This is a genomic window from Rhodoferax sp. GW821-FHT02C08 (assembly GCF_059421805.1).
Genome location: NZ_JBWKVR010000036.1, coordinates 1 through 20,530, shown reverse-complemented (window position 1 = coordinate 20,530; position 20,530 = coordinate 1). Strand labels below are relative to the sequence as shown.

The following is a 20,530-nucleotide window of genomic DNA, read 5'->3' as shown; positions in this document are numbered from 1 at the left end:
GGCCCGGCAACTATCATGGCTGGCATGCCAGCCCACCCGCCGTCAACCCTCTCCTCGCCGCTGCGCGCACTGCTGCAAAGCTTTTCCTGGCAGGAGCTGAAGCACCACCCCTGGCGCAATGCCGCCGCCGTGATCGCCGTCATGCTGGGCGTGGCGCTGGCGTTCTCGGTACAGCTCATCAATGCATCGGCCCTGAGCGAATTCTCCAGCGCGGTGCGCTCGGTGGGCGGCCAGCCCGACCTGGAGCTGCGCGCCAGCCAAAGCCATTTTGACGAGGACATTTTTGCCCGCGTAGCCCAGCACCCGGATGTGGCCGTGGCCAGCCCGGTGCTGGAGCTGTCTACCTTTGCCATGGATACCGGCGGCCAGCGCATCCCCATCAAGCTGCTGGGCGTGGATGCCCTGGTGGTCAGCGCGGTCGCGCCGGGCCTGATGCCCGTGCCCGCAGCCCAGGCGGAGCGCCTGGCCCTGTTCGCGCCTGACACCATCTTTCTGAACCCCGCCGCCCGCCAGGCCCTGGGGGACCACCACACGCTGCAGCTGGCGGGCGCTGCCACGCCCTTGACCGTGGCCGGCACAGTGAACGCTACCGGCCCGGCCCTGGTGGTGATGGACATTGGCGCGGCCCAGCAAACATTCCAGCGCCTGGGCCAGCTGTCGCGCATCGACCTGCGCCTGCGCCCCGGTACCGACCGGGCGGCCCTGTTGCGCGCACTGGCGCTGCCGCCGGGCATCACCACCGCCGAGCCGGGCGATGCGGCCCAGCGGGTGGACAACCTGTCGCGCGCCTACCGCGTCAACCTGACGGTGCTGGCCCTGGTGGCGCTGTTCACCGGGGCGTTTCTGGTGTTTTCAGTGCTATCGCTGAGCGTGGCCAAGCGGGCACAGCAGTTCGCGCTGCTGGGTGTGCTGGGCCTGACCGGGCGCGAGCGGCTGCAGCTGGTGCTCATGGAGTCGCTGGTGCTGGGCATTATCGGCAGCCTGGCAGGCCTGGCGCTGGGCACCGGCCTGGCCGCGCTGGCGCTGCGCTGGCTGGGTGGCGACCTGGGCGGTGGCTACTTTTCTGGGGTGGCCCCACCACTGCAATGGAACACCTGGGCGGCACTTGCCTATGGCAGCCTGGGCGTTGCCGCAGCCCTGGTGGGCGGCTGGTGGCCAGCCCGCGCGGCCCAGCACCTGCCGCCGGCGCAAACCCTCAAAGGCCTGGGTGCCGACCTGGGCCGCAGCGGCACACATTGGGTCAGCCTGGCCCTGCTGGGCCTGGGCCTGCTGCTGGCCTGCCTGCCGCCGATGTTCGGTATCCCGCTAGGCGCCTACGTCTCTGTGGCGCTATTGCTGGTGGGTGGCATTACCGCCCTGCCCTGGCTGATTGCTGCGCTGTATGACCGGCTGGCGCCTTTGCTGGCGCACCGGCTACTGCCCATGCTGGCCATAGAACGTGCGCGCCGGGTGCGCCAAAGCGCGGCCGTGGCGGTTAGCGGCGTGGTGGCATCGTTAAGCCTGGCTGTGGCGCTGACGGTGATGGTCGCCAGCTTCCGCGACTCCATGGTGCAGTGGCTGGACGTGGTGCTGCCGGCCGACCTGTACCTGCGCAGCGGCAGCAGCGGTGCGGGCAACGACGCGCTGGCCCTGCCGCCCAGCTTTGTGCAGGCCGTGGCGCAAGCACCCGGCGTGCAGCGCGCCAGCAGCCTGCGCATACGCTCCCTGCTACTGGCACCGGGCCAACCCACCGTGACGCTGCTGGCCCGCAGCATCGGCGACCCGGCGCGCAGCCTGCCGCTGGTAGGCCCGGCCCTGCCCGTGCCTGCGGGGCAAATCGGCATCTATGTGAGCGAGCCCATGGTGGATTTGTACGGCGCGCGACCGGGCACGGCGTTCGCCCCACTTTCCAAGTCTTTTGAGGCGCTAGCGCACGAATCATCTGCGCCAGCAGCTACTTTTTTTGTAGCAGGCGTGTGGCGCGACTATGCGCGGCAATTTGGCGCCATTGCAATGGACCAGGCCGAGTACATCCGCCTGGGCGGCGACAGCCAGGTCAACGACATGGCGCTGTGGCTGCAAGACAGCGCGCAGCCCGAAGCGGTGCAGCAGGCCATCCGCACGCTGGCACCTGCCGGCGTGGCCGAGGCGCTGGAGTTCTCGTCCGCCCGCCAGATCCGCGCCATCTCGCTGAAGATCTTCGACCGCAGCTTTGCCGTGACCTACTGGCTGCAGGCGGTGGCCATTGGCATAGGCCTGTTCGGCGTGGCGGCCAGCTTCAGTGCGCAGGTGCTGGCCCGGCGCAAGGAATTTGGCCTGCTGGCGCACCTGGGGCTAACACGCACGCAAATCCTGGCCGTGGTCGCCGGTGAGGGCGCGGCCTGGACGCTGATAGGCTCCATCGCCGGCCTGGCGCTGGGACTGGCGGTGTCCATGGTGTTGGTGTTCGTGGTCAACCCGCAAAGCTTCCACTGGACCATGGACCTGTGGGTGCCCTGGTTGCGCCTGCTGGCCCTGTGCGCCGCCGTGGTGCTGGCCGGTACGGTAACGGCCTGGCTGGCCGGGCGCGCCGCCGCCGGCCAGGACGCGGTGCTGGCCGTGAAGGAGGACTGGTAATGCAGCGCCGCCATCTTCTTGCCCTGGCTTTGGCGGGCCTGGCCTATCCGGCCTGGGCCCTGCCCCCGGCCCATATGCAGTTCCCCCGCGACCTGGGCAGCCACCCGGACTTCGGCACCGAGTGGTGGTACATCACCGGCCGGGCTATCTCAGGCACACGCGAATTCGGCTTTCAGCTGACCTTCTTCCGCAGCCGCGTGGCCGCCACGCAGGGCATGACTTCGCGCTTCGCAGCCAAGCAGCTGCTGTTTGCCCACGCCGCCATCACCGACGTGCAGGGTCAAAAACTCTGGCACGACCAGCGCATTGCCCGCGCCGGTTTCGGCATTGCCGAAGCTAGCGAGACCGACACCGCCGTGCGCCTGCGCGACTGGTCGCTGGTCCGCACCGGCGAGCAATACCATGCCGAGCTGCCGACACAGGACTTTGGCCTACATCTGCAGCTGGCGCCTACCCAGCCGCTGCTGCTACAGGGCCAACAAGGCCTGTCGCGCAAAGGCCCGCAGCCCGACCAGGCCAGCTACTACGTCAGCCAGCCGCAGCTGGCTGTCAGCGGCCATCTGCAACTGCAAGGCCAGCGTTTTGTAATCGACACAGACGCCAGCCGAGCCTGGCTGGACCACGAGTGGAGCCAGGCCTACCTGGCGCCCGAGGCCGCCGGCTGGGACTGGCTGGGCATGAACCTGCAAGACGGCAGCGCCCTCACCGCCTTCCGCATCCGCCGCAAGGACGGCAGCACGCTGTGGGACGGCGGCTCGTTCCGCACGGCGCAGGGGGTATTGAGCATCTTCCAGCCTGGCGAGGTGCAATTCAGCCCGCTGCGCCGCTGGACCAGCCCGCACAGCCAAGCCAGCTACCCGGTGGAATGGACACTGCAAACCCCACAAGCCCGCTTCACCGTGCAAGCCATGCTGGACGACCAGGAACTGGACAGCCGTGGGTCCACGGGCGCCATCTACTGGGAAGGCCTGAGCCGCCTGCTGGACGCGCAAGGCCGGCTGGTCGGGCGTGGCTATCTGGAGATGACGGGCTACGCAGACACGCTGCGCATGTGAACACGGCGCGGACACCATTTCACTATGCAATTGATAGCTGCTAGCGCAGTATTTACCTGCGCTAGCGGCTTAAATCGCTTGTAAGCACTTGGGACACTGCAACAGTCCTTGGCTCGCGCAAAAACGCAAACACCACCCCGGCCGTCAGCACCGTCACCCCTGCCAGGCCGTACAGCAGCAGGCTGAAGGCCTGGCCATAGGCCTGCACCAGCGCGTCTGCCGCCACGCCCGGCAAAGCCGCCTGGGCCTGCGCCAGATTGCCAGTCGCCAGCTGCTGCGCCACCGCTGACGATGCCGCTATCGACCCGACCAGTGGGGTCAGCTGATGTTCCACCAGACCGACCAGCACGGCAGCCACCAGAGCCAAAGCTACGCCCTCGCCCGCCACCCGCACCGTGCCGAAAATGCCGGTGGCCATACCGGCCCGCTCCTTGGGTACCACACTGACGGCCAGGCCGTCCATCAAGCCCCAGGGCAGGCTGATGCCGCAACCGATCAACAACAATGGCGCGGCCAGCGCCAGCCCAGTACTGCCCGTTGGGCAGTGGCCCAGCCACAGCAGACCGGTAGCGCACACCAGCAACCCACTGCCGCACAGTGCACCGGCCGAGAACCAGCGCGTCAGGTACGCCGCCAACAGCGGTACCAGCAGCATGGGCGCGGACAAGGCCATCAAGATACGGCCTCCATCGGCGGCACTATGGCCTTCGATACCGACCAGGCGCAACGGCAGCAAGACCAGCAGCACCACATAGGCATAGGCTGGCGCAGCAGCCAGACATTGCACCCCCACAAATCGCGGGTAGCGAAACAGCGACAGGTCCAGCATGGGCCGCGCCGCCTGCTGCTGCGTGCGCACAAAACCATACAGCAGCAGGGCCGATGCGGCAAAACACGCCAAGGTCGCGCCATCGGCCCAGCCCCAGGCCGGAGCCTGCAGCACGGCCAAGGTAAACAGGCCCAAAGCACCGGTAAACGTCATAGCGCCTCGCAGGTCCAGCCCCGCTGCCTGCGGGTCGCGCGACTCGGGCATACATCTACCGGCCAGGCTGGCAGCCGACCCGCCCACCAGGGCCAGCAACAGCCCAAAGCTGCGCCAACCCGCAAACGCCATCAGCTGGCCCACCAGAAAGGGGCCAAACGCCAGGCCTGCGCCAAAAGTTGTGCCGAGAAAACTGAACGCCCTGGTTCTGGCCGGGCCGTCAAATGCCTGTGCCAGTGCGGCGCCACCACCGGCCAATGCCGCCGCCGCACCCAGGCCCTGCAAGGCCCGCAGGAGGTTGAAGCTGGTGATGCCTGGGGCCACGGTCCAGGCCAGCGAGGCCAGCACAAATAGCGCCAGACCGCATAGGAACACGCGCCGCCGCCCATGTGTATCGGCCAGCGCACCCATGGCCATCAGGCAGGCGCCAAAGGCCAGCATGAAGGCATTGGTAACCCAGTTCAAGGCCACCGGACTACCGCCCAGGTCCTGGTGGATAGCACCCAGCGCCAGGGCCGGGCCGGTAAAGGACAAGGGCATGGCCAATGCCGCCAGGCAGACGCTGAGCAATAGGGCCAAACGCTGGCGCGCAGGGATGGAAGAAAGTACTGAAGATGCCATGGTGTTCGCAAGTGAAAAGTGAACTCCATCGTATTTACGTTCTAATCAGAGATAAACCATTTGAAACTCCACTATTTACGGAGTGAAAGTTGTGAATTGAGCGATACCAGTTTTGACAATCTCGCCGGCCTGACCTCGTTCGTGCGGGCAGCCGATACCCGAAGCTTTGTGGCAGCCGGGCGTCTGCTGGGCATTTCCGCGTCTGCGGTGGGCAAGAACGTAGCCAAGCTGGAGGCGCAACTGGGCGTGCGCCTGTTCCACCGCAGCACCCGCCACATCCGGCTGACGGCCGAGGGCGAGGTGTTCAACGAGCGGGCCCGGCGCATCCTGGACGACCTGAACGACGCGCGCGCCATGATGCTGCAGTCGGCCCAGGAGCCCCAGGGCCGGCTGCGCGTCAGCCTGCCAGTGATCGGCTACCGCTTTCTGCTGCCGCACATGCCCGAGTTCGGCCGGCGCTATCCAGCAATCGAGCTCGAGCTGGATTTCAACGACCGTATGGTGGATGTGATTGAAAACGGGCTGGACGTGGTGATACGCAGCGGCGGGATGCCAGACTCTGCCCTGGTGGCGCGCAAACTGGGGCCGTTTCGCCACCTGCTGTTCGCCGCAGACAGCTATTTGCAACAAGCCGGTACACCGCCGCAGCCGGACGATCTAGCACGCCATGCCTGCCTGCGTTACCGCTTCCCGACCAGCGGCAAGCTGCAGGAATGGCAACTCAACAGGGACGAGGCCGCCACCGCTCCGGCCACGCTGGTGTGCAACAACATGGAGGCCATGCTGGAGGCCTGCATTGCCGGCATGGGCATTGCCTATATGCCGGACTTTCTGACGCGTGAAGCCCTGCAGAGCGGCGCATTGCAAGCCGTGCTGCCGGAACACACGCAGTACGGCGGCGACTTCTGGATGCTGTGGCCGTCCAGCCGCCAGCTGTCGCCCAAGCTACGGGCGTTTGTGGACTACATGGCGCCCAGGTTGTTTGCCCCGCAGGGCAAGACTTAGCCGGCAGCGGAAGCCACCTGGATGTCGCGCAGACGCCGGGCTTCCTTGCGCACCACATAGGCGCTGTAGAAGATGATGCCGATGGACACCACGGTGATCAGAATCGCGGCAGCCGCGTAGATGGACGGGTTCACGCCGCGCCGGGCGTAACCAAAGATCACCTGCGGCAAAGTGGTCACACCGGGGCCGGAGAGAAATTCCGAAACCACCACGTCATCAAACGACAGGGTGAAGGTCAGCATCCAGGCCGCCATCAGCGAAGGCGCTATGTTCGGCAGCGTCACCAGAAAGAACACCTGGGAAGGACGGCAACCCAGGTCCATGGCCGCCTCTTCGATCGAACGGTCCATTTCACGCAGGCGTGCGCTGATCACAACCGTGGCATAGGCCATGCCCAGCAAGGTGTGGCCCAGCACGATGGTGACAGCGCCGCGATCGGGCCAGCCCAGGCTGCGCTGCACCGCCACCGACAGCAGCAACAGCGACAGGCCAATGATCACCTCCGGCATCACCAGGGGTGCGCTGACCAGACCCGCAAACAGCGTGCGCCCCCTGAAGCGCAGAAAGCGCACCATCACAAAGGCCGCAAAAGCACCGAGCACGGTAGACAAGGTGCCGGTGATCACCGCTACCTTGAGCGACAGAAAGAAGCCGTCCACCAGCCGTGAATCGCCCATCAAAGCCGTGTACCAGCGCAAGGAAAATCCTGTGAAAACCCCGTCCTGGCGCGTGCTGTTGAACGAGAAAACAATCAAAAACACCAGTGGCAGGTACAGGAAAAGATATACCGCCGCCAGCCAGAAGCGGCCGAAATGGCGTTGCATGAGGCGCTGAAAGGGCCGGGTCATCGCGTGCACCTCAGGCCTTTCCGGTCGGGTTGTGGGCATCGCTGTAGCGGTTGTAGACCGCCATAGGCACCAGGATGAACAGGATCATCACGATCGCCAGCGCGCAAGCGCGCGGCCAGTTGTTGCTGCTGAACATTTCGTCCCACACCACGCGGCCAATCATGAGATTTTCTGCACCGCCCAGCAGCGACGGAATGACAAATTCGCCCACCGCGGGAATGAACACCAGCATAGAACCGGCGATGATGCGCGCCTTGCTCAGCGGCACCGTCACCAGCCAGAAGGCGCTCCACGGCGTGGCGCCCAGGTCATAAGCGGCCTCCAGCAGCCGCGTATCCATTTTGGACAGCGTAGCGTACAGCGGCAGGATCATGAACGGGATGTAGACATAGGTCATGCCGACCAGCATGGACACATCGGTATAAAGCATCTGGATGGGCTCGTGGGTAATGCCCAGCCACATCAGCAGATTGTTCAGCACGCCCTGGTCTGCCAGGATGCCCTTCCAGGCATAGACACGCAGCAGGAACGAGGTCCAGAACGGTAGCATCACCATCATCAACAAAGGCACTTGTGCGCCGGGCTTGGCGCGGGCAATGAAATAGGCGAACGGATAGCCGATGAACAGGCACAGCACCGTGGTCCAGAACGCGTATTTGAGGGATGTGGCATAGGCCTCGATGTAAATGGTCTGGCCCCACACCATGTGCCCGTCTTCCGATGGTTCACCGAAGATAGACAGGTAATTCTGGTACTTCAGGACGATGTGCCAAACACCGTCCACCGCGCTGAGCAACGGGGCAAATGGATCGATGCCATTGCCCATATCGGTCACGCTGATACGTACCAGTATCAAAAACGGCGCCACAAAAAACAGGGCCAGCCAAAAATACGGCACGCCGATGACAAAGCGGGCACCGGGCAGCAATCGGGTCCATGGGGGTAGATTCATATACCGAACTTTATTCTAGAAATCGCCATATCCGCCAAGCCTGGCGTGGAATTTGGGGCATGCAGGTAGGCTGAGCACCCAGCGCCACAAATGAGCAAAATCCATACCTCTGCATGCTCTGCCTGCAGCCACTGGCACGAAACCCCTATTTCCAGGCCCCAACCATGACACCCAACCCCTCCGAAGTCGTTCTGCTGGATACGCTGCCCACCGCCGATGGCCGCAGCTTTGGCGTGGCAACACTGAACACGCCTGCTGCCTTGAATGCCCTATCCCTGGCCATGGTGCAGCGCCTGGCCCCTGCCCTGCAGCACTGGGCCAGTGACCCGAAGGTCGTAGGCGTCATCCTGCAAGGTAGCGGTGAAAAAGCCTTTTGCGCAGGCGGTGACCTGCGCGGCCTGTACCAGACTCTGCGCGACTGCGGCAGCGGTGCCAATCCGCATGCAGAGGCCTTCTTCGCCCAGGAATACGCGCTGGACTATGCCATCCATACCTACCCCAAACCTCTACTCTGCTGGGGCCAGGGCATCGTCATGGGCGGCGGCATTGGGCTAATGGCCGGCGCCTCGCACCGCGTGGTCACCAGCAGCAGCAAACTCGCCATGCCGGAGATCAGCATTGGCCTCTACCCCGACGTGGGTGGCAGCTGGATACTGCGCCGCATGCCAGGACGTGTGGGCTTGTTCCTGGCGCTGACCGGCGCACACCTGAATGCGGCCGATGCACTGTTTTGTGGACTGGCCGACTTCCATGTGGGAGCGCATACGCGCGATGAACTACAAACCAGCATCGCCGCAAGCCATTGGAGCAACGACGCTGCACAAAACCGCAGCCAGTTGTCGCGCCTGCTCACCAGCCTGACCGAACACGCTCGCGACAGCCTGCCTGTTTCGCACGTTCGTACGCACTGGGACAGCATCCAGGCACTCATGGCGGGCGAGGATCTGCTGGACATTGCCGCCCGTCTGCGCACGTTGTGCAGCGGCGACACCTGGCTGGACCAGGCAGCAAGCAGCTTCAAGCATGGCTCACCCACGTCCGCCGCCTTGTCTTTTGCGCTTTGGCAGCGCGTGCGCCACATGTCATTGGCCGAGGTGTTCAGGCTGGAGTACAGCGTATCCCTGGGCTGCTGCGCCCACCCGGATTTGGCGGAAGGCATACGCGCCTTGTTGATCGACAAGGACCGGAACCCGCGCTGGACACCCGCCACGCTGGAAGACATCACGCCGCCATGGATAGAAGCGCATTTTCAACCGCATTTTCACGGCCCACACCCGCTGGAAACACTGCGCTGAAGCTTTGCGGCATTAAAAAATAGCGCCCGCCGTGACTTGGACGCCCGGAACATCCCGGCTCCTGTCAGCTCAATCCATGAGTGAGCAACGGGGGAGTTCTCTGATGGCCCTTGCAGCATCGCATCATAAAAAACGCCCCAATCGGAAATAAAAAAGCCTCCCAAGTCAATGACTTGGGAGGCTTGATCTGGTGGGCGATGCAAGTTTCGAACTTGCGACCCCTGCAGTGTGAATGCAGTGCTCTACCCCTGAGCTAATCGCCCTGAAACCGTATAAAACCTTAAGTTTTATTCTTATCAGGTAAGCCTCAAATTATACAACATCTTTTTCGAGGTTTCGCCAAATTGTTTTCCCGCCACTAGATTTATCGATTTGCTTGAGCACATCCTGGTGGGCGGCGGCCTCTTCTTCACTGAGGTCGAGTACCGGCAACACAAAGCCACTCAAGTCCATGCGCGGTATGGCTGCGACGCCCACTTCGGCCTCTTCACTGCCCACATCGATCATCAGCGCGTTCTGGCCGCGCGTCATGTTGATGTAGACATCGGCCAGCAGCTCGGCATCCAACAAGGCGCCGTGCAGGGTACGGCCCGAGTTGTCCACCTCCAGGCGGTCGCACAAGGCATCGAGTGAGTTGCGCTTGCCGGGGAACAGCTCCTTGGCCATGGCCAAGGTGTCGACGATACCGCTGACGTAATGGCTCAGCGGCGGCTTGCCCAGGCGCTCCAGCTCCTTGTTCAGAAAGCCCACGTCGAAGGACGCGTTGTGGATGATGATTTCCGCGCCGCTGCAGTACTCCAGAAAGGCATCCACGATCTGGGCAAACTTGGGCTTGTCGCGCAGGAACTCGGTGGTGATGCCGTGCACCCGCAGTGCATCCTCATGGCTGTCACGCTCAGGGTTGATGTACTGGTGGAAATGGTTGCCGGTGAGCTTGCGGTGCTGCAGCTCGACGCAACCAATTTCCAGTATGCGGTCGCCACCTGCGGCAGACAGGCCGGTGGTTTCGGTATCGAGAATGATCTGGCGCATGGCGGTAGGTGCTACTCTATTGATAGCTACTGGCGCAGATAGAAACTACGCCAGCAGCCCATTTCATCAATGGTTTTCTTTGGCGTGGTTGATGGTGTACTTGGGAATTTCCACAGTCACATTTTGCTGCGCCAGCAAAGCCTGGCAACCCAGGCGCGAATTCGGCTCCAGGCCCCAAGCGCGGTCCAACAGGTCTTCTTCGTTCTCGTCCAGCTCGCCCAACGACTGAAAGCCCTCGCGCACGATCACGTGGCAGGTGGTGCAGGCGCAGCTCATGTCGCAGGCGTGCTCGATGTTGATGTGGTTGTCCAGCATCGCTTCGCAGATGGACGTGCCAGCCGGCGCGCTGATTTCGGCGCCCTGCGGACAGTATTCGGGATGGGGCAGTATTTTGATGACGGGCATATCAGATCGTTTCTATGTTCTTACCGGACAGGGCATGCTGTATGCCCCGGTTCATGCGGGCGGCGGCAAAAGCTTCTGTGCCTTCGGCCACACGCTTGGTCGCGGCTTCAACCGCCTTGGCATCACTCAGGGCCTTGGCCTGCACCAGCTCGGCAAGCAGCACATCCACCTCCGCGCGCTCTTGGGCCGACAGCAAATCGCCATCGGCGGCCAGCGCACTGTGCGTGGCCAGCAGCATGCGGTCGGCGTCCACGCGGGCTTCGACCAGGGCGCGGGCTTGCATATCTTGTGCGGCGGTGCTGAAGCTGTCTTGCAGCATCCGCGCAATCTGTTCGTCGCTCAGGCCGTAGGACGGCTTGACGGTGATCTGCGCTTCCACGCCGCTGCCCTGCTCTTTCGCGGCCACGCTCAGCAGGCCATCGGCATCGACGGTGAAGGTAACGCGGATGCGCGCTGCACCGGCCGCCATCGGCGGAATGCCGCGCAGCTCGAAGCGGGCAAGGCTGCGACAATCGGCCACCAGATCGCGCTCGCCCTGCACCACGTGCAGCGCCAGCGCGGTCTGGCCGTCCTGGTAGGTGGTGAAGTCCTGTGCCATTGCGGTGGGGATGGTCTGGTTGCGCGGCACGATGCGCTCGACCAGACCGCCCATGGTTTCAATACCCAGCGACAGCGGGATCACATCCAGCAGCAACAAATCATCGGCGCCGCTGTTGCCGGCCAGCTGGTTTGCCTGGATGGCGGCGCCCAAGGCCACCACTTCATCCGGGTTCAGGTTGGTCAGCGGTGTGCGGCCAAAGAAAGCGGCCACCGCCTGCTGCACCTGCGGCATGCGGGTGGAGCCGCCAACCATCACCGTGCCCTGCACTTCTTCCACGGTCAGCTTGGCATCGCGCAAAGCCTTGCGCACCGCAACCATGGTGCGCGCGGTCAGCTGCGCGGTAGCTGCTTCGAAGTCTGATTTCTTTACATCCAATCGCACGCTGGCGCAGGAAATATCTGCACTGAAAGCTACCAAATCTGTAGCAGACAGGGCTTCCTTGCAAGCCCGGGCTGCGACTTGCATCGCCACCTTGTCGGATGCGGTAAGCGCCTGTTGACCGGTTTGCGCCAGCACCCAGTCGGCCAAGGCACGGTCATAGTCATCACCGCCCAGGGCCGCGTCGCCACCGGTGGCGATGACCTCGAACACACCCTGGCTCAGGCGCAGTATGGAAATATCGAAGGTGCCGCCGCCTAGGTCGTACACCGCATAGATGCCTTCGCTGGCATTGTCCAAACCATAGGCAATCGCCGCCGCTGTAGGCTCGTTGATCAGGCGCAGCACGTTCAGGCCAGCCAGCTGGGCCGCATCCTTGGTGGCCTGGCGCTGGGCATCGTCGAAGTAGGCGGGCACGGTGATCACCGCGCCGTAGACATCGTCATTGAAGCTGTCTTCGGCACGAAAACGCAGGGTCGCCAGTATTTCGGCGCTGATCTCAACCGGCGATTTCTCGCCGTGCACGGTCTGCAAACTGACCATGCCGGACTTGTCGATGAATGTATAAGGCAGCTTTTCACGCTGGGCGATGTCGGCCAAACCTCGACCCATGAAACGCTTGACGGAAGCGATGGTGTTTTCCGGGTCCGTGGCCTGCGCGGCCAGGGCGTCATAGCCGATCTGGCGCTTGTCACCTGCCAGGTAGCGCACCACGCTGGGCAAGATGATGCGGCCTTGTTCATCGGGCAGGCACACGGCCTCGCCGCTACGCACGGTAGCCACCAGGGAATGCGTGGTGCCGAGGTCGATACCAATGGCATGGCGGCGCTGGTGCGGGTCGGGCGACTGGCCGGGTTCGGAAATTTGAAGAAGCGCCATGGAATTTTTGTAATCTGTTCGCGGGGATCTGGGACGCTTATTGTCCCTTGGGAGCTGTAACCATTGCGTCGAGGCGGTCGTCCACGTCGCTGGCAAAGCGCTCTATGAACATCAGCGCCCGCACCTGCTGGGCAGCGGCCGCATAGTCATGCGCCACATCCAACAATTGCGCACATCGGGCCAGGATGTCGCGCCGGGCCTGCAGCACCTCGGTGTTCAAGGCCTCCAAGGCCGCAGCGCTATCGGCGTCATCCAAGGCTTCGCGCCATTCCATCTGCTGCATCAGAAAGGCGGATGGCATGGCTGTGTTGTTTTCGGCCTGGATGGGTGCGCCATGCAGCTCACACAGGTAGGCGGCCCGCTTCAGCGGGTCCTTCAACCGGGCCCAGGCTTCGTTGATGCGCACCGACCACTGCATGGCCACGCGCTGCGCGGCACCGGCCTGGGCAGCAAAGCGGTCCGGGTGCGCTTCGCGCTGCAAGGCCTGCCAGCGCGCCTGCATGGCCGCATGGTCCTGCGCGAACTGCACGGGGATTTCAAACAGCTCGAAGTCGTTGGATTGGAGGTTCATAGGTGCCAAGAAAAAACCGCCAGCACACAGGGCACGGGCGGTTGGTGTTCGGAGCGCAGCCGTTAAATCCGGAAGCTTTCTCCGCAGCCACATTTGTCGCGCTCGTTCGGATTTTCGAACTTGAAGCCTTCGTTCAGGCCTTCACGCACATAGTCCAGCTGAGTGCCGTCGATATAGGCCAGGCTCTTGGGATCGACCAGCACCTTCACGCCGTGGCCTTCGAAAATCACGTCTTCCGCAGCCAACTCGTCCACGTATTCGAGCTTATAGGCCAGACCGGAACAGCCGGTGGTTTTGACACCCAGACGCACGCCCACACCCTTGCCACGTTTGGCCAGGTAGCGGGTCACGTGCCGGGCGGCGGCCTCTGTCAAAGTCACAGCCATATCAGTGGGCCTGGGCGGCTCCGTGTTTCTGCTTGTAGTCGTTGACCGCTGCCTTGATGGCGTCTTCGGCCAGGATGGAGCAGTGGATCTTCACTGGCGGCAAGGCCAGTTCTTCAGCGATTTCGCTGTTCTTCAAGGCCGCGGCCTGGTCCAGCGTCTTGCCCTTGACCCATTCGGTCACCAGCGAGCTGGAGGCAATGGCTGAACCGCAGCCGTAGGTCTTGAAACGTGCGTCTTCGATCACACCGGTCACGGGGTTGACCTTGATCTGCAGCTTCATCACGTCGCCGCAAGCGGGGGCACCGACCATGCCGGTACCTACGCTGTCGTCACCTTTTTCGAACGAACCCACGTTACGGGGGTTCTCATAGTGGTCTACCACTTTTTCAGAATAAGCCATGGTGTTTACCTCTTCAATTCAAATCAATGGGCAGCCCATTGGATGGTGCTGATGTCCACACCATCTTGGTACATTTCCCACAAAGGGCTCAGGTCACGCAGCTTGGCCACATTGACTTTGATGGTATCGACGGCGTAGTCAATGTCGGCCTCGGTGGTCCAGCGGCCGATGGTCATGCGCAGGCTGCTGTGGGCTAGCTCGTCGCTACGACCCAGGGCACGCAACACATAGCTGGGCTCCAGGCTGGCCGAAGTGCACGCCGAGCCACTGGACACGGCCAGACCCTTGATGCCCATGATCAGCGATTCGCCTTCGACGTAGTTGAAACTCATGTTCAGGTTGTGCGGCACACGTTGCGTTTCATGGCCGTTGATGAACACCTGCTCAATGCCCTTCAGGCCGGCCAGCATGCGGTCGTGCAAGGCTTTGATACGCACGTTCTCAACCGCCATTTCTTCCTTGGCAATGCGATAGGCCTCGCCCATGCCGACGATCTGGTGCGTGGGCAAGGTGCCGGAACGCATGCCGCGCTCGTGGCCACCGCCGTGCATTTGCGCTTCCAGGCGGATGCGCGGTTTGCGACGCACGAACAAGGCGCCAATGCCCTTGGGGCCATAGGTCTTGTGCGAGGTCAGGCTCATCAAATCCACGGGCAGCTTCGACACATCAAATTCGACACGGCCCGTGGCTTGCGCCGCGTCCGAGTGGAAGATCACGCCTTTTTCACGGCAGATGGCGCCGATGGCGGCAATGTCCTGGATCACGCCGATTTCGTTGTTCACGAACATCACGCTGGCCAGAATCGTGTCGGGGCGGATGGCTGCCTTGAAGACTTCCAGATTGATCAGGCCGTCGGGCTGCACATCCAGATAGGTCACCTCAAAGCCTTGGCGCTCCAGCTCGCGGCAGGTATCCAGCACGGCTTTGTGCTCGGTCTTGACCGTGATGATGTGCTTGCCCTTGGTCTTGTAGAACTGGGCGGCGCCCTTCAATGCCAAGTTGTTGGACTCGGTGGCACCCGAGGTCCAGACGATTTCACGCGGGTCGGCGCCAATCAGCGCGGCGACCTGCTCACGCGCCTTTTCCACGGCGGCTTCGGCCTCCCAACCCCAGGCGTGGCTACGCGAGGCCGGGTTACCGAAATGCTCGCGCAACCAGGGAATCATGGCATCCACTACCCGCTCGTCGCAAGGGTTGGTGGCGCTGTAGTCCATGTAAATCGGGAAATGTGGGGTGTCCATTGGCTAGCTCTCAGTGGCGGCTGGCTTGAAAAAGCACGGTTGAAAAATGGGGCTGCAAAAACATGTCAGCCATCACGACTTGGCAAATACATTGCCCAGGGCGAATACCGAATTAGGCCCGGTGATGCGCATGGGCTTGACCACGGGCAGGCTGGAGATGGCGCGCTTGACCATGGGCTTGGTCTCGATCTGCACACCCTTGGCCAATTGGTCGTCGACCAGCTTTTGCAGGTTGACGGAATCCAGGAATTCGACCATGCGTGTATTCAGCGAGGCCCACAGGTCGTGGGTCATGCAACGGCCGGCATCGCCCAGGCAGTTTTCCTTGCCGCCGCACTGGGTGGCGTCGATGGGTTCGTCCACCGACACAATGATGTCGGCAACGGTGATGTCTGCGGCCTTACGGGCCAGGGTGTAGCCGCCGCCGGGGCCGCGGGTGGATTCGACCAGCTCGTGGCGGCGCAGCTTGCCGAACAGCTGCTCCAGGTAAGACAAGGAAATCTGCTGGCGCTGGCTGATGGCAGCCAGGGTGACAGGGCCGTTATTCTGGCGCAGGGCCAGATCAATCATCGCGGTGACCGCAAAACGGCCTTTGGTGGTGAGTCGCATCGCAAGCTCCTTCTGGTTGGCTGTACTGGTGTTGACATTGGGCCGGCCTGCACAACGCAAACCTGACCCCCTCTTCCTCCAGCTATCAATCGCCTTTCATAGCGATTGCGAGCCCTCAACTGCTGGTTTTTCTTTATTGACAGGTGCCATTGTAGCAGAGAACCCAATCGAATCCGTCGGGTAAGCAGACCAATCAGTCTTATTTTGGAACGATGGGTATTTTTTACGGCTATAGCGCCACGCTGTCGTGCCCGGAAGCACCGAAAGCCTGGGTCTTGAGTACCGACAGCTGATCGCGTACACGGGCCGCCTTTTCGAACTCCAGGTTGCGCGCATGCTCCAGCATGAGCTTTTCCAGGCGTTTGATTTCGCGGGCGATGTCTTTCTCGCCCATCTCCTCCACCTTGGCGCGCTGGATGGCGTCCTGCTCCAGCTTCTCGGCCTCGCGGCCAGATTTCTCGCTGTACACCCCGTCGATCAGATCCTTCACCTGCTTGACGATGCTGCGCGGGGTAATGCCCTGCGCCAGGTTGTGGGCGATCTGCTTGGCGCGACGGCGCTCGGTTTCGTCGATGGCCTTGCGCATCGAATCGGTCACCTTGTCTGCATAGAGGATGGCACGGCCATTTAAGTTCCGTGCGGCGCGGCCAATGGTCTGGATCAGCGAGCGCTCGGAACGCAAAAAGCCCTCCTTGTCCGCGTCCAGAATGGCCACCAACGACACCTCGGGAATATCCAAGCCCTCGCGCAGCAGGTTGATGCCCACCAGTACATCGAAGGTACCTAGGCGCAGGTCGCGCAATATTTCCACCCGCTCCACCGTGTCCACGTCGCTGTGTAAGTAGCGCACCTTGACGCCGTTTTCCGTCAGGTAGTCGGTCAGTTGCTCGGCCATGCGCTTGGTCAGCGTAGTGATGAAGACGCGCTCGTTCTTCTCGACACGGATGCGTATCTCCTGCAGTACATCGTCCACTTGGTGGGTGGCGGGGCGCACCTCCACATTCGGGTCCACCAGGCCGGTAGGCCGCACCAGCTGCTCGACCACCTGGCCGGTATGGTCCTTCTCCCATTGCGCGGGCGTGGCGGATACAAACACCGCCTGGCGCATCTTGGTTTCGAACTCTTCAAACTTCAGCGGCCGGTTGTCCAGTGCGCTGGGTAGGCGAAAACCGTATTCCACCAGCGTGGTCTTGCGCGCCCTGTCGCCGTTGTACATGCCGCCAAACTGGCCAATCAGGATGTGGCTCTCGTCCAGGAACATCAGCGCGTCCTTGGGCAGATAGTCGGTCAGGGTGGACGGCGCCTGGCCGGGTGCCGCGCCGCTCAGGTGCCGGGTGTAGTTCTCGATACCCTTGCAATGGCCGATCTCGGTCAGCATTTCCAGGTCGAAACGGGTGCGCTGTTCCAGCCGCTGCGCCTCCACCAGCTTGCCCGCACTGACCAGCTCTTTCAGCCGGTCGGACAGCTCCATCTTGATGGTCTCCACAGCAGCCAACACCTTGTCGCGCGGCGTCACATAGTGGCTGCTGGGATACACGGTAAAGCGCGGAATCTTCTGGCGAATGCGCCCGGTCAGCGGGTCGAACAGCTGCAGGGTTTCGATCTCGTCGTCGAACAGCTCGATGCGGATGGCCAGCTCGGAATGCTCGGACGGAAACACGTCGATGGTGTCGCCGCGCACGCGGAACTTGCCGCGGCTGAACTCCATGTCGTTGCGCTGGTACTGCATGCGGATCAGTTGGGCGATCACGTCGCGTTGGCCCACCTTGTCGCCGGTGCGCAGCGTCATCACCATGCGGTGGTAGCTCTCGGGCTCGCCGATACCGTAGATAGCCGAGACGGTGGCGACGATGACCACGTCGCGCCGCTCGATGATGCTCTTGGTGCAGCTCAGGCGCATCTGCTCGATGTGCTCGTTGATGGCGCTGTCCTTCTCGATGAACAGGTCGCGCTGCGGCACATAGGCCTCGGGCTGGTAGTAGTCGTAGTAGCTGACGAAATACTCCACAGCATTCTTCGGGAAGAACTCGCGGAACTCGCTATACAGCTGTGCCGCCAGGGTCTTGTTCGGCGCGAAGATGATGGCCGGCCGCCCCAGGCGGGCAATCACATTCGCCATGGTGTAGGTCTTGCCCGAACCGGTCACGCCCAGCAGGGTCTGGAACACCTCGCCATCGTTCACCCCCTCCACCAGCAGGCGGATGGCCTCTGGCTGGTCCCCGGCCGGTGGGTAGGGCATGAACAGCTCAAACGGCGAATCGGGGAAGCTGACAAACTCGCCCGCCGGCGGCTCGGGGGAGGTAGATGGATACAGGGAAACGGTTTCGGTCATGGCGCGCAAGCTCCCATCGCAACAAAAGCGGCAAAACCCGATACTGTATAGGAATACAGGCAAAACCGTAGCAGCTGAATTATTCAAACCTGAATAATCCAGGGGTAAATCAAACTCAGGTGCGCGACACCAGGGTTAGACCAATCAGACGCGAAACCACGGCCGCCAGGTACATCACCCCGGTGAACATCTCCACGCTGGCCAGCGCACGCGCATGCGGCGTGATGGGAATCACGTCGCCAATGCCGGTGCTGGACAGCAGCGCAAAGCTTAAAAACATCAACTCCGTCCAGCTGCGCGGCTCACCGGGGTTGACCATGGCCGAGAAACAGCCTGGCTGCAGCGCCTGAACCATCACGAACAAATAGGTAAAGCCCCAGGCTAGCAAGGTGAAGGTGGCGCCGGCGGCAAACAACTCGTCGGTACTGGCGTGCCGGTCGGCCATCATGTAGGCGATCAGGCTACCCGCCGCATACAGATAAAACACCGCCTCCAGCCCGGCCGACCAAGGCAGCAGATGGGGCATGCCGAACATGGCTTGCAGCGCCAGCAACACCACCGCAGGTGCCGCAATGCAGGCACTAACCCAGGCCAGCCCCGGTGTGCGCCGCACCATGCGGGTGGTGATGGCCAGCACCACGATGCCAAACACACCGAAGGCGATATGGCCGGCCGCCGTGTTCTCGATAAAGGGGTACAGCACCATGCCCAGCAACTGCACCAGCAGCAAGATGGCAGATGGGTGGCGCCGGGTGGTCGCATAAAGCCGTAGATAACGCATGGCAGGATTGTCCAACAAGCGCAAATTCCACATGAAATTGGCCGCCAGCGCAGACAACACGTGCGCAAGCAGCTATCAAATACGTAGTATTCACATACAGCCTCACATGCGGCCATGCCGGATTGGCAAGGGCGCCCCCTGCGCTGGCGGCTAAAATTCAAGGCTGCCCTCCGCGCAGATTCGCGCAGCGGGCCAGCTCTTTCCCCGACCAACTCCATAGGACTTTTTCCATGTCTTTGTTCACCGCCGTCGAAATGGCACCGCGCGACCCGATCCTGGGACTCAACGAGCAATTCGCTGCCGACACCAACCCCAACAAAGTGAACCTGGGCGTGGGCGTGTACTTCGACGACAACGGCAAGCTGCCGCTGCTGGCCTGCGTGCAAACCGTTGAAAAGCAAATGACCGACGCGCCCAAGGCACGCGGCTACCTGCCCATCGACGGCGTGGCCGCCTATGACAGCGCCGTCAAAGGCCTGGTCTTCGGTGCCGACTCCGAACCCGTCACCTCCGGCCGTGCTGTCACCGTGCAAGGCATTGGCGGCACCGGCGGCCTGAAGATCGGCGCCGACTTCCTGAAGAAGCTGAACCCCACAGCCAAGGTGCTGATCAGCGACCCGAGCTGGGAAAACCACCGCGCGCTGTTCCAGAACGCCGGCTTCGAAGTCGACAGCTATGCCTACTACGACGCAGCCAAGCGCGGTGTCAACTTTGAAGGCATGCTGGCCTCGCTGAACGCAGCCGCTGCCGGCACCATCGTGGTGTTGCACGCCTGCTGCCATAACCCGACTGGCTACGACATCACCGCCGCCGAGTGGGACCAGGTGGTTGCCGTGGTCAAGGCCCGCAACCTGACCCCCTTCCTCGACATGGCCTACCAGGGCTTCGGCTACGGCATCAAGGAAGACGGCGCTGTCATCGGCAAGTTCGTCGCCGCCGGCCTGAGCTTTCTGGTGTCCACCTCGTTCAGCAAGAGCTTCAGCCTGTACGGCGAACGTGTGGGCGCCCTGAGCGTGCTCTGCGAATCCAAGGAAGAAGCCAGCCGCGTGCTGAGCCAGCTGAAGATCTGCATCCGCACCAACTACAGCAACCCGCAAATCCACGGCGCCACCGTCGTGGCCACGGTGCTGAACACCCCCGAGTTGCGCGCCCAGTGGGAAAGCGAACTGGGTGAAATGCGGGTGCGCATCAAGGCCATGCGCCAGAAGCTGGTGGACGGCCTGAAGGCTGCCGGCGTGAAGCAAGACATGAGCTTCATCACCAGCCAGATCGGCATGTTCAGCTACTCCGGCCTGAGCAAGGACCAGATGGTGCGCCTGCGCACCGAGTTCGGCGTGTACGGCACCGACACCGGCCGCATGTGCGTGGCCGCGCTGAACAGCAAGAACATCGACTACGTCTGCGCGTCCATCGCCAAAGTGGTCTAAACCAGACCGCTCCTAAATAAATAGCTACTCGCGCAGGTTCTGCCTGCGTCAGTAGCTATTTTCCCTGATTAGCTACCTGCCTCAGACAGACTTGAATTTTGGTTCAGATGCGCCATACTGGTGTTTCATCCAGTT

18 protein-coding genes and 1 tRNA gene are annotated in these 20,530 nt (G+C 62.5%); 5 read left to right on the top strand and 14 right to left on the bottom strand.

Annotated elements, in window-relative coordinates; genetic code table 11:
* Positions 1–15 precede the first annotated feature (15 nt).
* Positions 16–2,595, top strand: coding sequence for an FtsX-like permease family protein (locus AC07VY_RS25255; RefSeq protein WP_495099917.1), 2,580 nt, complete (start codon positions 16–18; stop codon positions 2,593–2,595).
* On the top strand, positions 2,595–3,650 hold the full coding sequence (locus tag AC07VY_RS25250; protein ID WP_495099918.1) for a lipocalin-like domain-containing protein: 1,056 nt from the start codon (positions 2,595–2,597) through the stop codon (positions 3,648–3,650). Before AC07VY_RS25255 ends, AC07VY_RS25250 begins: the two co-directional genes overlap by 1 nt.
* A gap of 61 nt (positions 3,651–3,711) precedes the next feature.
* Here the strand turns inward: AC07VY_RS25250 and AC07VY_RS25245 are convergent, their stop codons facing one another.
* Positions 3,712–5,253 (bottom strand): MFS transporter, encoded by a 1,542-nt coding sequence (locus AC07VY_RS25245; RefSeq protein WP_495099919.1) that lies wholly within the window; start codon positions 5,251–5,253, stop codon positions 3,712–3,714.
* A 96-nt stretch (positions 5,254–5,349) separates the two neighbouring features.
* Here AC07VY_RS25245 and AC07VY_RS25240 point away from each other — a divergent pair, with 96 nt between their 5' ends.
* Entirely contained in the window at positions 5,350–6,258 is a 909-nt protein-coding gene (locus tag AC07VY_RS25240; RefSeq protein WP_495099920.1) for a LysR family transcriptional regulator, read from the top strand.
* On the opposite strand, the gene AC07VY_RS25235 is transcribed toward AC07VY_RS25240, so the two are convergent.
* Positions 6,255–7,106, bottom strand: a complete 852-nt coding sequence (locus AC07VY_RS25235) for an ABC transporter permease subunit (protein WP_495099921.1) — start codon at positions 7,104–7,106, stop codon at positions 6,255–6,257. The genes AC07VY_RS25240 and AC07VY_RS25235 overlap by 4 nt on opposite strands.
* Positions 7,107–7,116: 10 nt before the next feature.
* On the bottom strand, positions 7,117–8,058 hold the full coding sequence (locus AC07VY_RS25230) for an ABC transporter permease (RefSeq protein WP_495099922.1): 942 nt from the start codon (positions 8,056–8,058) through the stop codon (positions 7,117–7,119).
* Positions 8,059–8,222: 164 nt separating this feature from the next.
* Between AC07VY_RS25230 and AC07VY_RS25225 the strand changes: the two genes are divergently transcribed.
* A complete protein-coding gene (locus AC07VY_RS25225; RefSeq protein ID WP_495099923.1) occupies positions 8,223–9,353 on the top strand; it encodes an enoyl-CoA hydratase/isomerase family protein in 1,131 nt (376 codons plus the stop codon).
* Positions 9,354–9,541: 188 nt separating this feature from the next.
* Here the strand turns inward: AC07VY_RS25225 and AC07VY_RS25220 are convergent.
* The 11 genes from AC07VY_RS25220 to AC07VY_RS25170 all read right to left on the bottom strand — a co-directional run bounded on the left by AC07VY_RS25220 (position 9,542) and on the right by AC07VY_RS25170 (position 18,968).
* Positions 9,542–9,616: transfer RNA gene (locus AC07VY_RS25220), tRNA-Val, on the bottom strand.
* Positions 9,617–9,665: 49 nt separating this feature from the next.
* A complete protein-coding gene (dnaQ, locus tag AC07VY_RS25215; RefSeq protein ID WP_495099924.1) occupies positions 9,666–10,385 on the bottom strand; it encodes a DNA polymerase III subunit epsilon in 720 nt (239 codons plus the stop codon).
* A 66-nt stretch (positions 10,386–10,451) separates the two neighbouring features.
* Positions 10,452–10,790, bottom strand: a complete 339-nt coding sequence (fdx, locus tag AC07VY_RS25210; protein WP_495074454.1) for an ISC system 2Fe-2S type ferredoxin — start codon at positions 10,788–10,790, stop codon at positions 10,452–10,454.
* A gap of 1 nt (position 10,791) precedes the next feature.
* Entirely contained in the window at positions 10,792–12,648 is a 1,857-nt protein-coding gene (hscA, locus tag AC07VY_RS25205) for a Fe-S protein assembly chaperone HscA (RefSeq protein WP_495099925.1), read from the bottom strand.
* 37 nt (positions 12,649–12,685) lie between these two features.
* Complete coding sequence (gene hscB / locus AC07VY_RS25200; RefSeq protein WP_495099926.1) at positions 12,686–13,219, bottom strand: Fe-S protein assembly co-chaperone HscB; 534 nt, start codon at positions 13,217–13,219, stop codon at positions 12,686–12,688.
* A gap of 62 nt (positions 13,220–13,281) precedes the next feature.
* Entirely contained in the window at positions 13,282–13,605 is a 324-nt protein-coding gene (gene iscA / locus AC07VY_RS25195) for an iron-sulfur cluster assembly protein IscA (protein WP_495074457.1), read from the bottom strand.
* Position 13,606: 1 nt separating this feature from the next.
* Positions 13,607–14,005, bottom strand: a complete 399-nt coding sequence (gene iscU / locus AC07VY_RS25190; RefSeq protein WP_490590049.1) for a Fe-S cluster assembly scaffold IscU — start codon at positions 14,003–14,005, stop codon at positions 13,607–13,609.
* 23 nt (positions 14,006–14,028) lie between these two features.
* Entirely contained in the window at positions 14,029–15,246 is a 1,218-nt protein-coding gene (locus tag AC07VY_RS25185; protein WP_495099927.1) for an IscS subfamily cysteine desulfurase, read from the bottom strand.
* Positions 15,247–15,318: 72 nt separating this feature from the next.
* Positions 15,319–15,855 carry a Fe-S cluster assembly transcriptional regulator IscR gene (gene iscR / locus AC07VY_RS25180; protein WP_490590051.1) on the bottom strand — a complete coding sequence of 179 codons (537 nt, stop codon included), beginning with the start codon at positions 15,853–15,855 and terminating at the stop codon, positions 15,319–15,321.
* 229 nt (positions 15,856–16,084) lie between these two features.
* Positions 16,085–18,187, bottom strand: coding sequence for an excinuclease ABC subunit UvrB (uvrB, locus tag AC07VY_RS25175; RefSeq protein ID WP_495074459.1), 2,103 nt, complete (start codon positions 18,185–18,187; stop codon positions 16,085–16,087).
* A 115-nt stretch (positions 18,188–18,302) separates the two neighbouring features.
* Positions 18,303–18,968, bottom strand: a complete 666-nt coding sequence (locus AC07VY_RS25170; RefSeq protein WP_495074460.1) for an ion channel — start codon at positions 18,966–18,968, stop codon at positions 18,303–18,305.
* Between the two features lie 230 nt (positions 18,969–19,198).
* Between AC07VY_RS25170 and AC07VY_RS25165 the strand changes: the two genes are divergently transcribed.
* A complete protein-coding gene (locus tag AC07VY_RS25165) occupies positions 19,199–20,395 on the top strand; it encodes an amino acid aminotransferase (protein WP_495099928.1) in 1,197 nt (398 codons plus the stop codon).
* Positions 20,396–20,530 lie beyond the last annotated feature (135 nt).

Excerpts from the sequence above, each read along its gene's own strand:
- AC07VY_RS25255 (WP_495099917.1), top strand. The coding sequence starts at position 16 with ATGGCTGGCATGCCAGCCCACCCGCCGTCAACCCTCTCCTCGCCGCTG.
- AC07VY_RS25250 (WP_495099918.1), top strand. The coding sequence starts at position 2,595 with ATGCAGCGCCGCCATCTTCTTGCCCTGGCTTTGGCGGGCCTGGCCTAT.
- AC07VY_RS25245 (WP_495099919.1), bottom strand. The coding sequence starts at position 5,253 with ATGGCATCTTCAGTACTTTCTTCCATCCCTGCGCGCCAGCGTTTGGCC.
- AC07VY_RS25235 (WP_495099921.1), bottom strand. The coding sequence starts at position 7,106 with ATGACCCGGCCCTTTCAGCGCCTCATGCAACGCCATTTCGGCCGCTTC.
- AC07VY_RS25230 (WP_495099922.1), bottom strand. The coding sequence starts at position 8,058 with ATGAATCTACCCCCATGGACCCGATTGCTGCCCGGTGCCCGCTTTGTC.
- AC07VY_RS25225 (WP_495099923.1), top strand. The coding sequence starts at position 8,223 with ATGACACCCAACCCCTCCGAAGTCGTTCTGCTGGATACGCTGCCCACC.
- dnaQ (WP_495099924.1), bottom strand. The coding sequence starts at position 10,385 with ATGCGCCAGATCATTCTCGATACCGAAACCACCGGCCTGTCTGCCGCA.
- fdx (WP_495074454.1), bottom strand. The coding sequence starts at position 10,790 with ATGCCCGTCATCAAAATACTGCCCCATCCCGAATACTGTCCGCAGGGC.
- hscA (WP_495099925.1), bottom strand. The coding sequence starts at position 12,648 with ATGGCGCTTCTTCAAATTTCCGAACCCGGCCAGTCGCCCGACCCGCAC.
- hscB (WP_495099926.1), bottom strand. The coding sequence starts at position 13,219 with ATGAACCTCCAATCCAACGACTTCGAGCTGTTTGAAATCCCCGTGCAG.
- iscA (WP_495074457.1), bottom strand. The coding sequence starts at position 13,605 with ATGGCTGTGACTTTGACAGAGGCCGCCGCCCGGCACGTGACCCGCTAC.
- iscU (WP_490590049.1), bottom strand. The coding sequence starts at position 14,005 with ATGGCTTATTCTGAAAAAGTGGTAGACCACTATGAGAACCCCCGTAAC.
- AC07VY_RS25185 (WP_495099927.1), bottom strand. The coding sequence starts at position 15,246 with ATGGACACCCCACATTTCCCGATTTACATGGACTACAGCGCCACCAAC.
- iscR (WP_490590051.1), bottom strand. The coding sequence starts at position 15,855 with ATGCGACTCACCACCAAAGGCCGTTTTGCGGTCACCGCGATGATTGAT.
- uvrB (WP_495074459.1), bottom strand. The coding sequence starts at position 18,187 with ATGACCGAAACCGTTTCCCTGTATCCATCTACCTCCCCCGAGCCGCCG.
- AC07VY_RS25170 (WP_495074460.1), bottom strand. The coding sequence starts at position 18,968 with ATGCGTTATCTACGGCTTTATGCGACCACCCGGCGCCACCCATCTGCC.
- AC07VY_RS25165 (WP_495099928.1), top strand. The coding sequence starts at position 19,199 with ATGTCTTTGTTCACCGCCGTCGAAATGGCACCGCGCGACCCGATCCTG.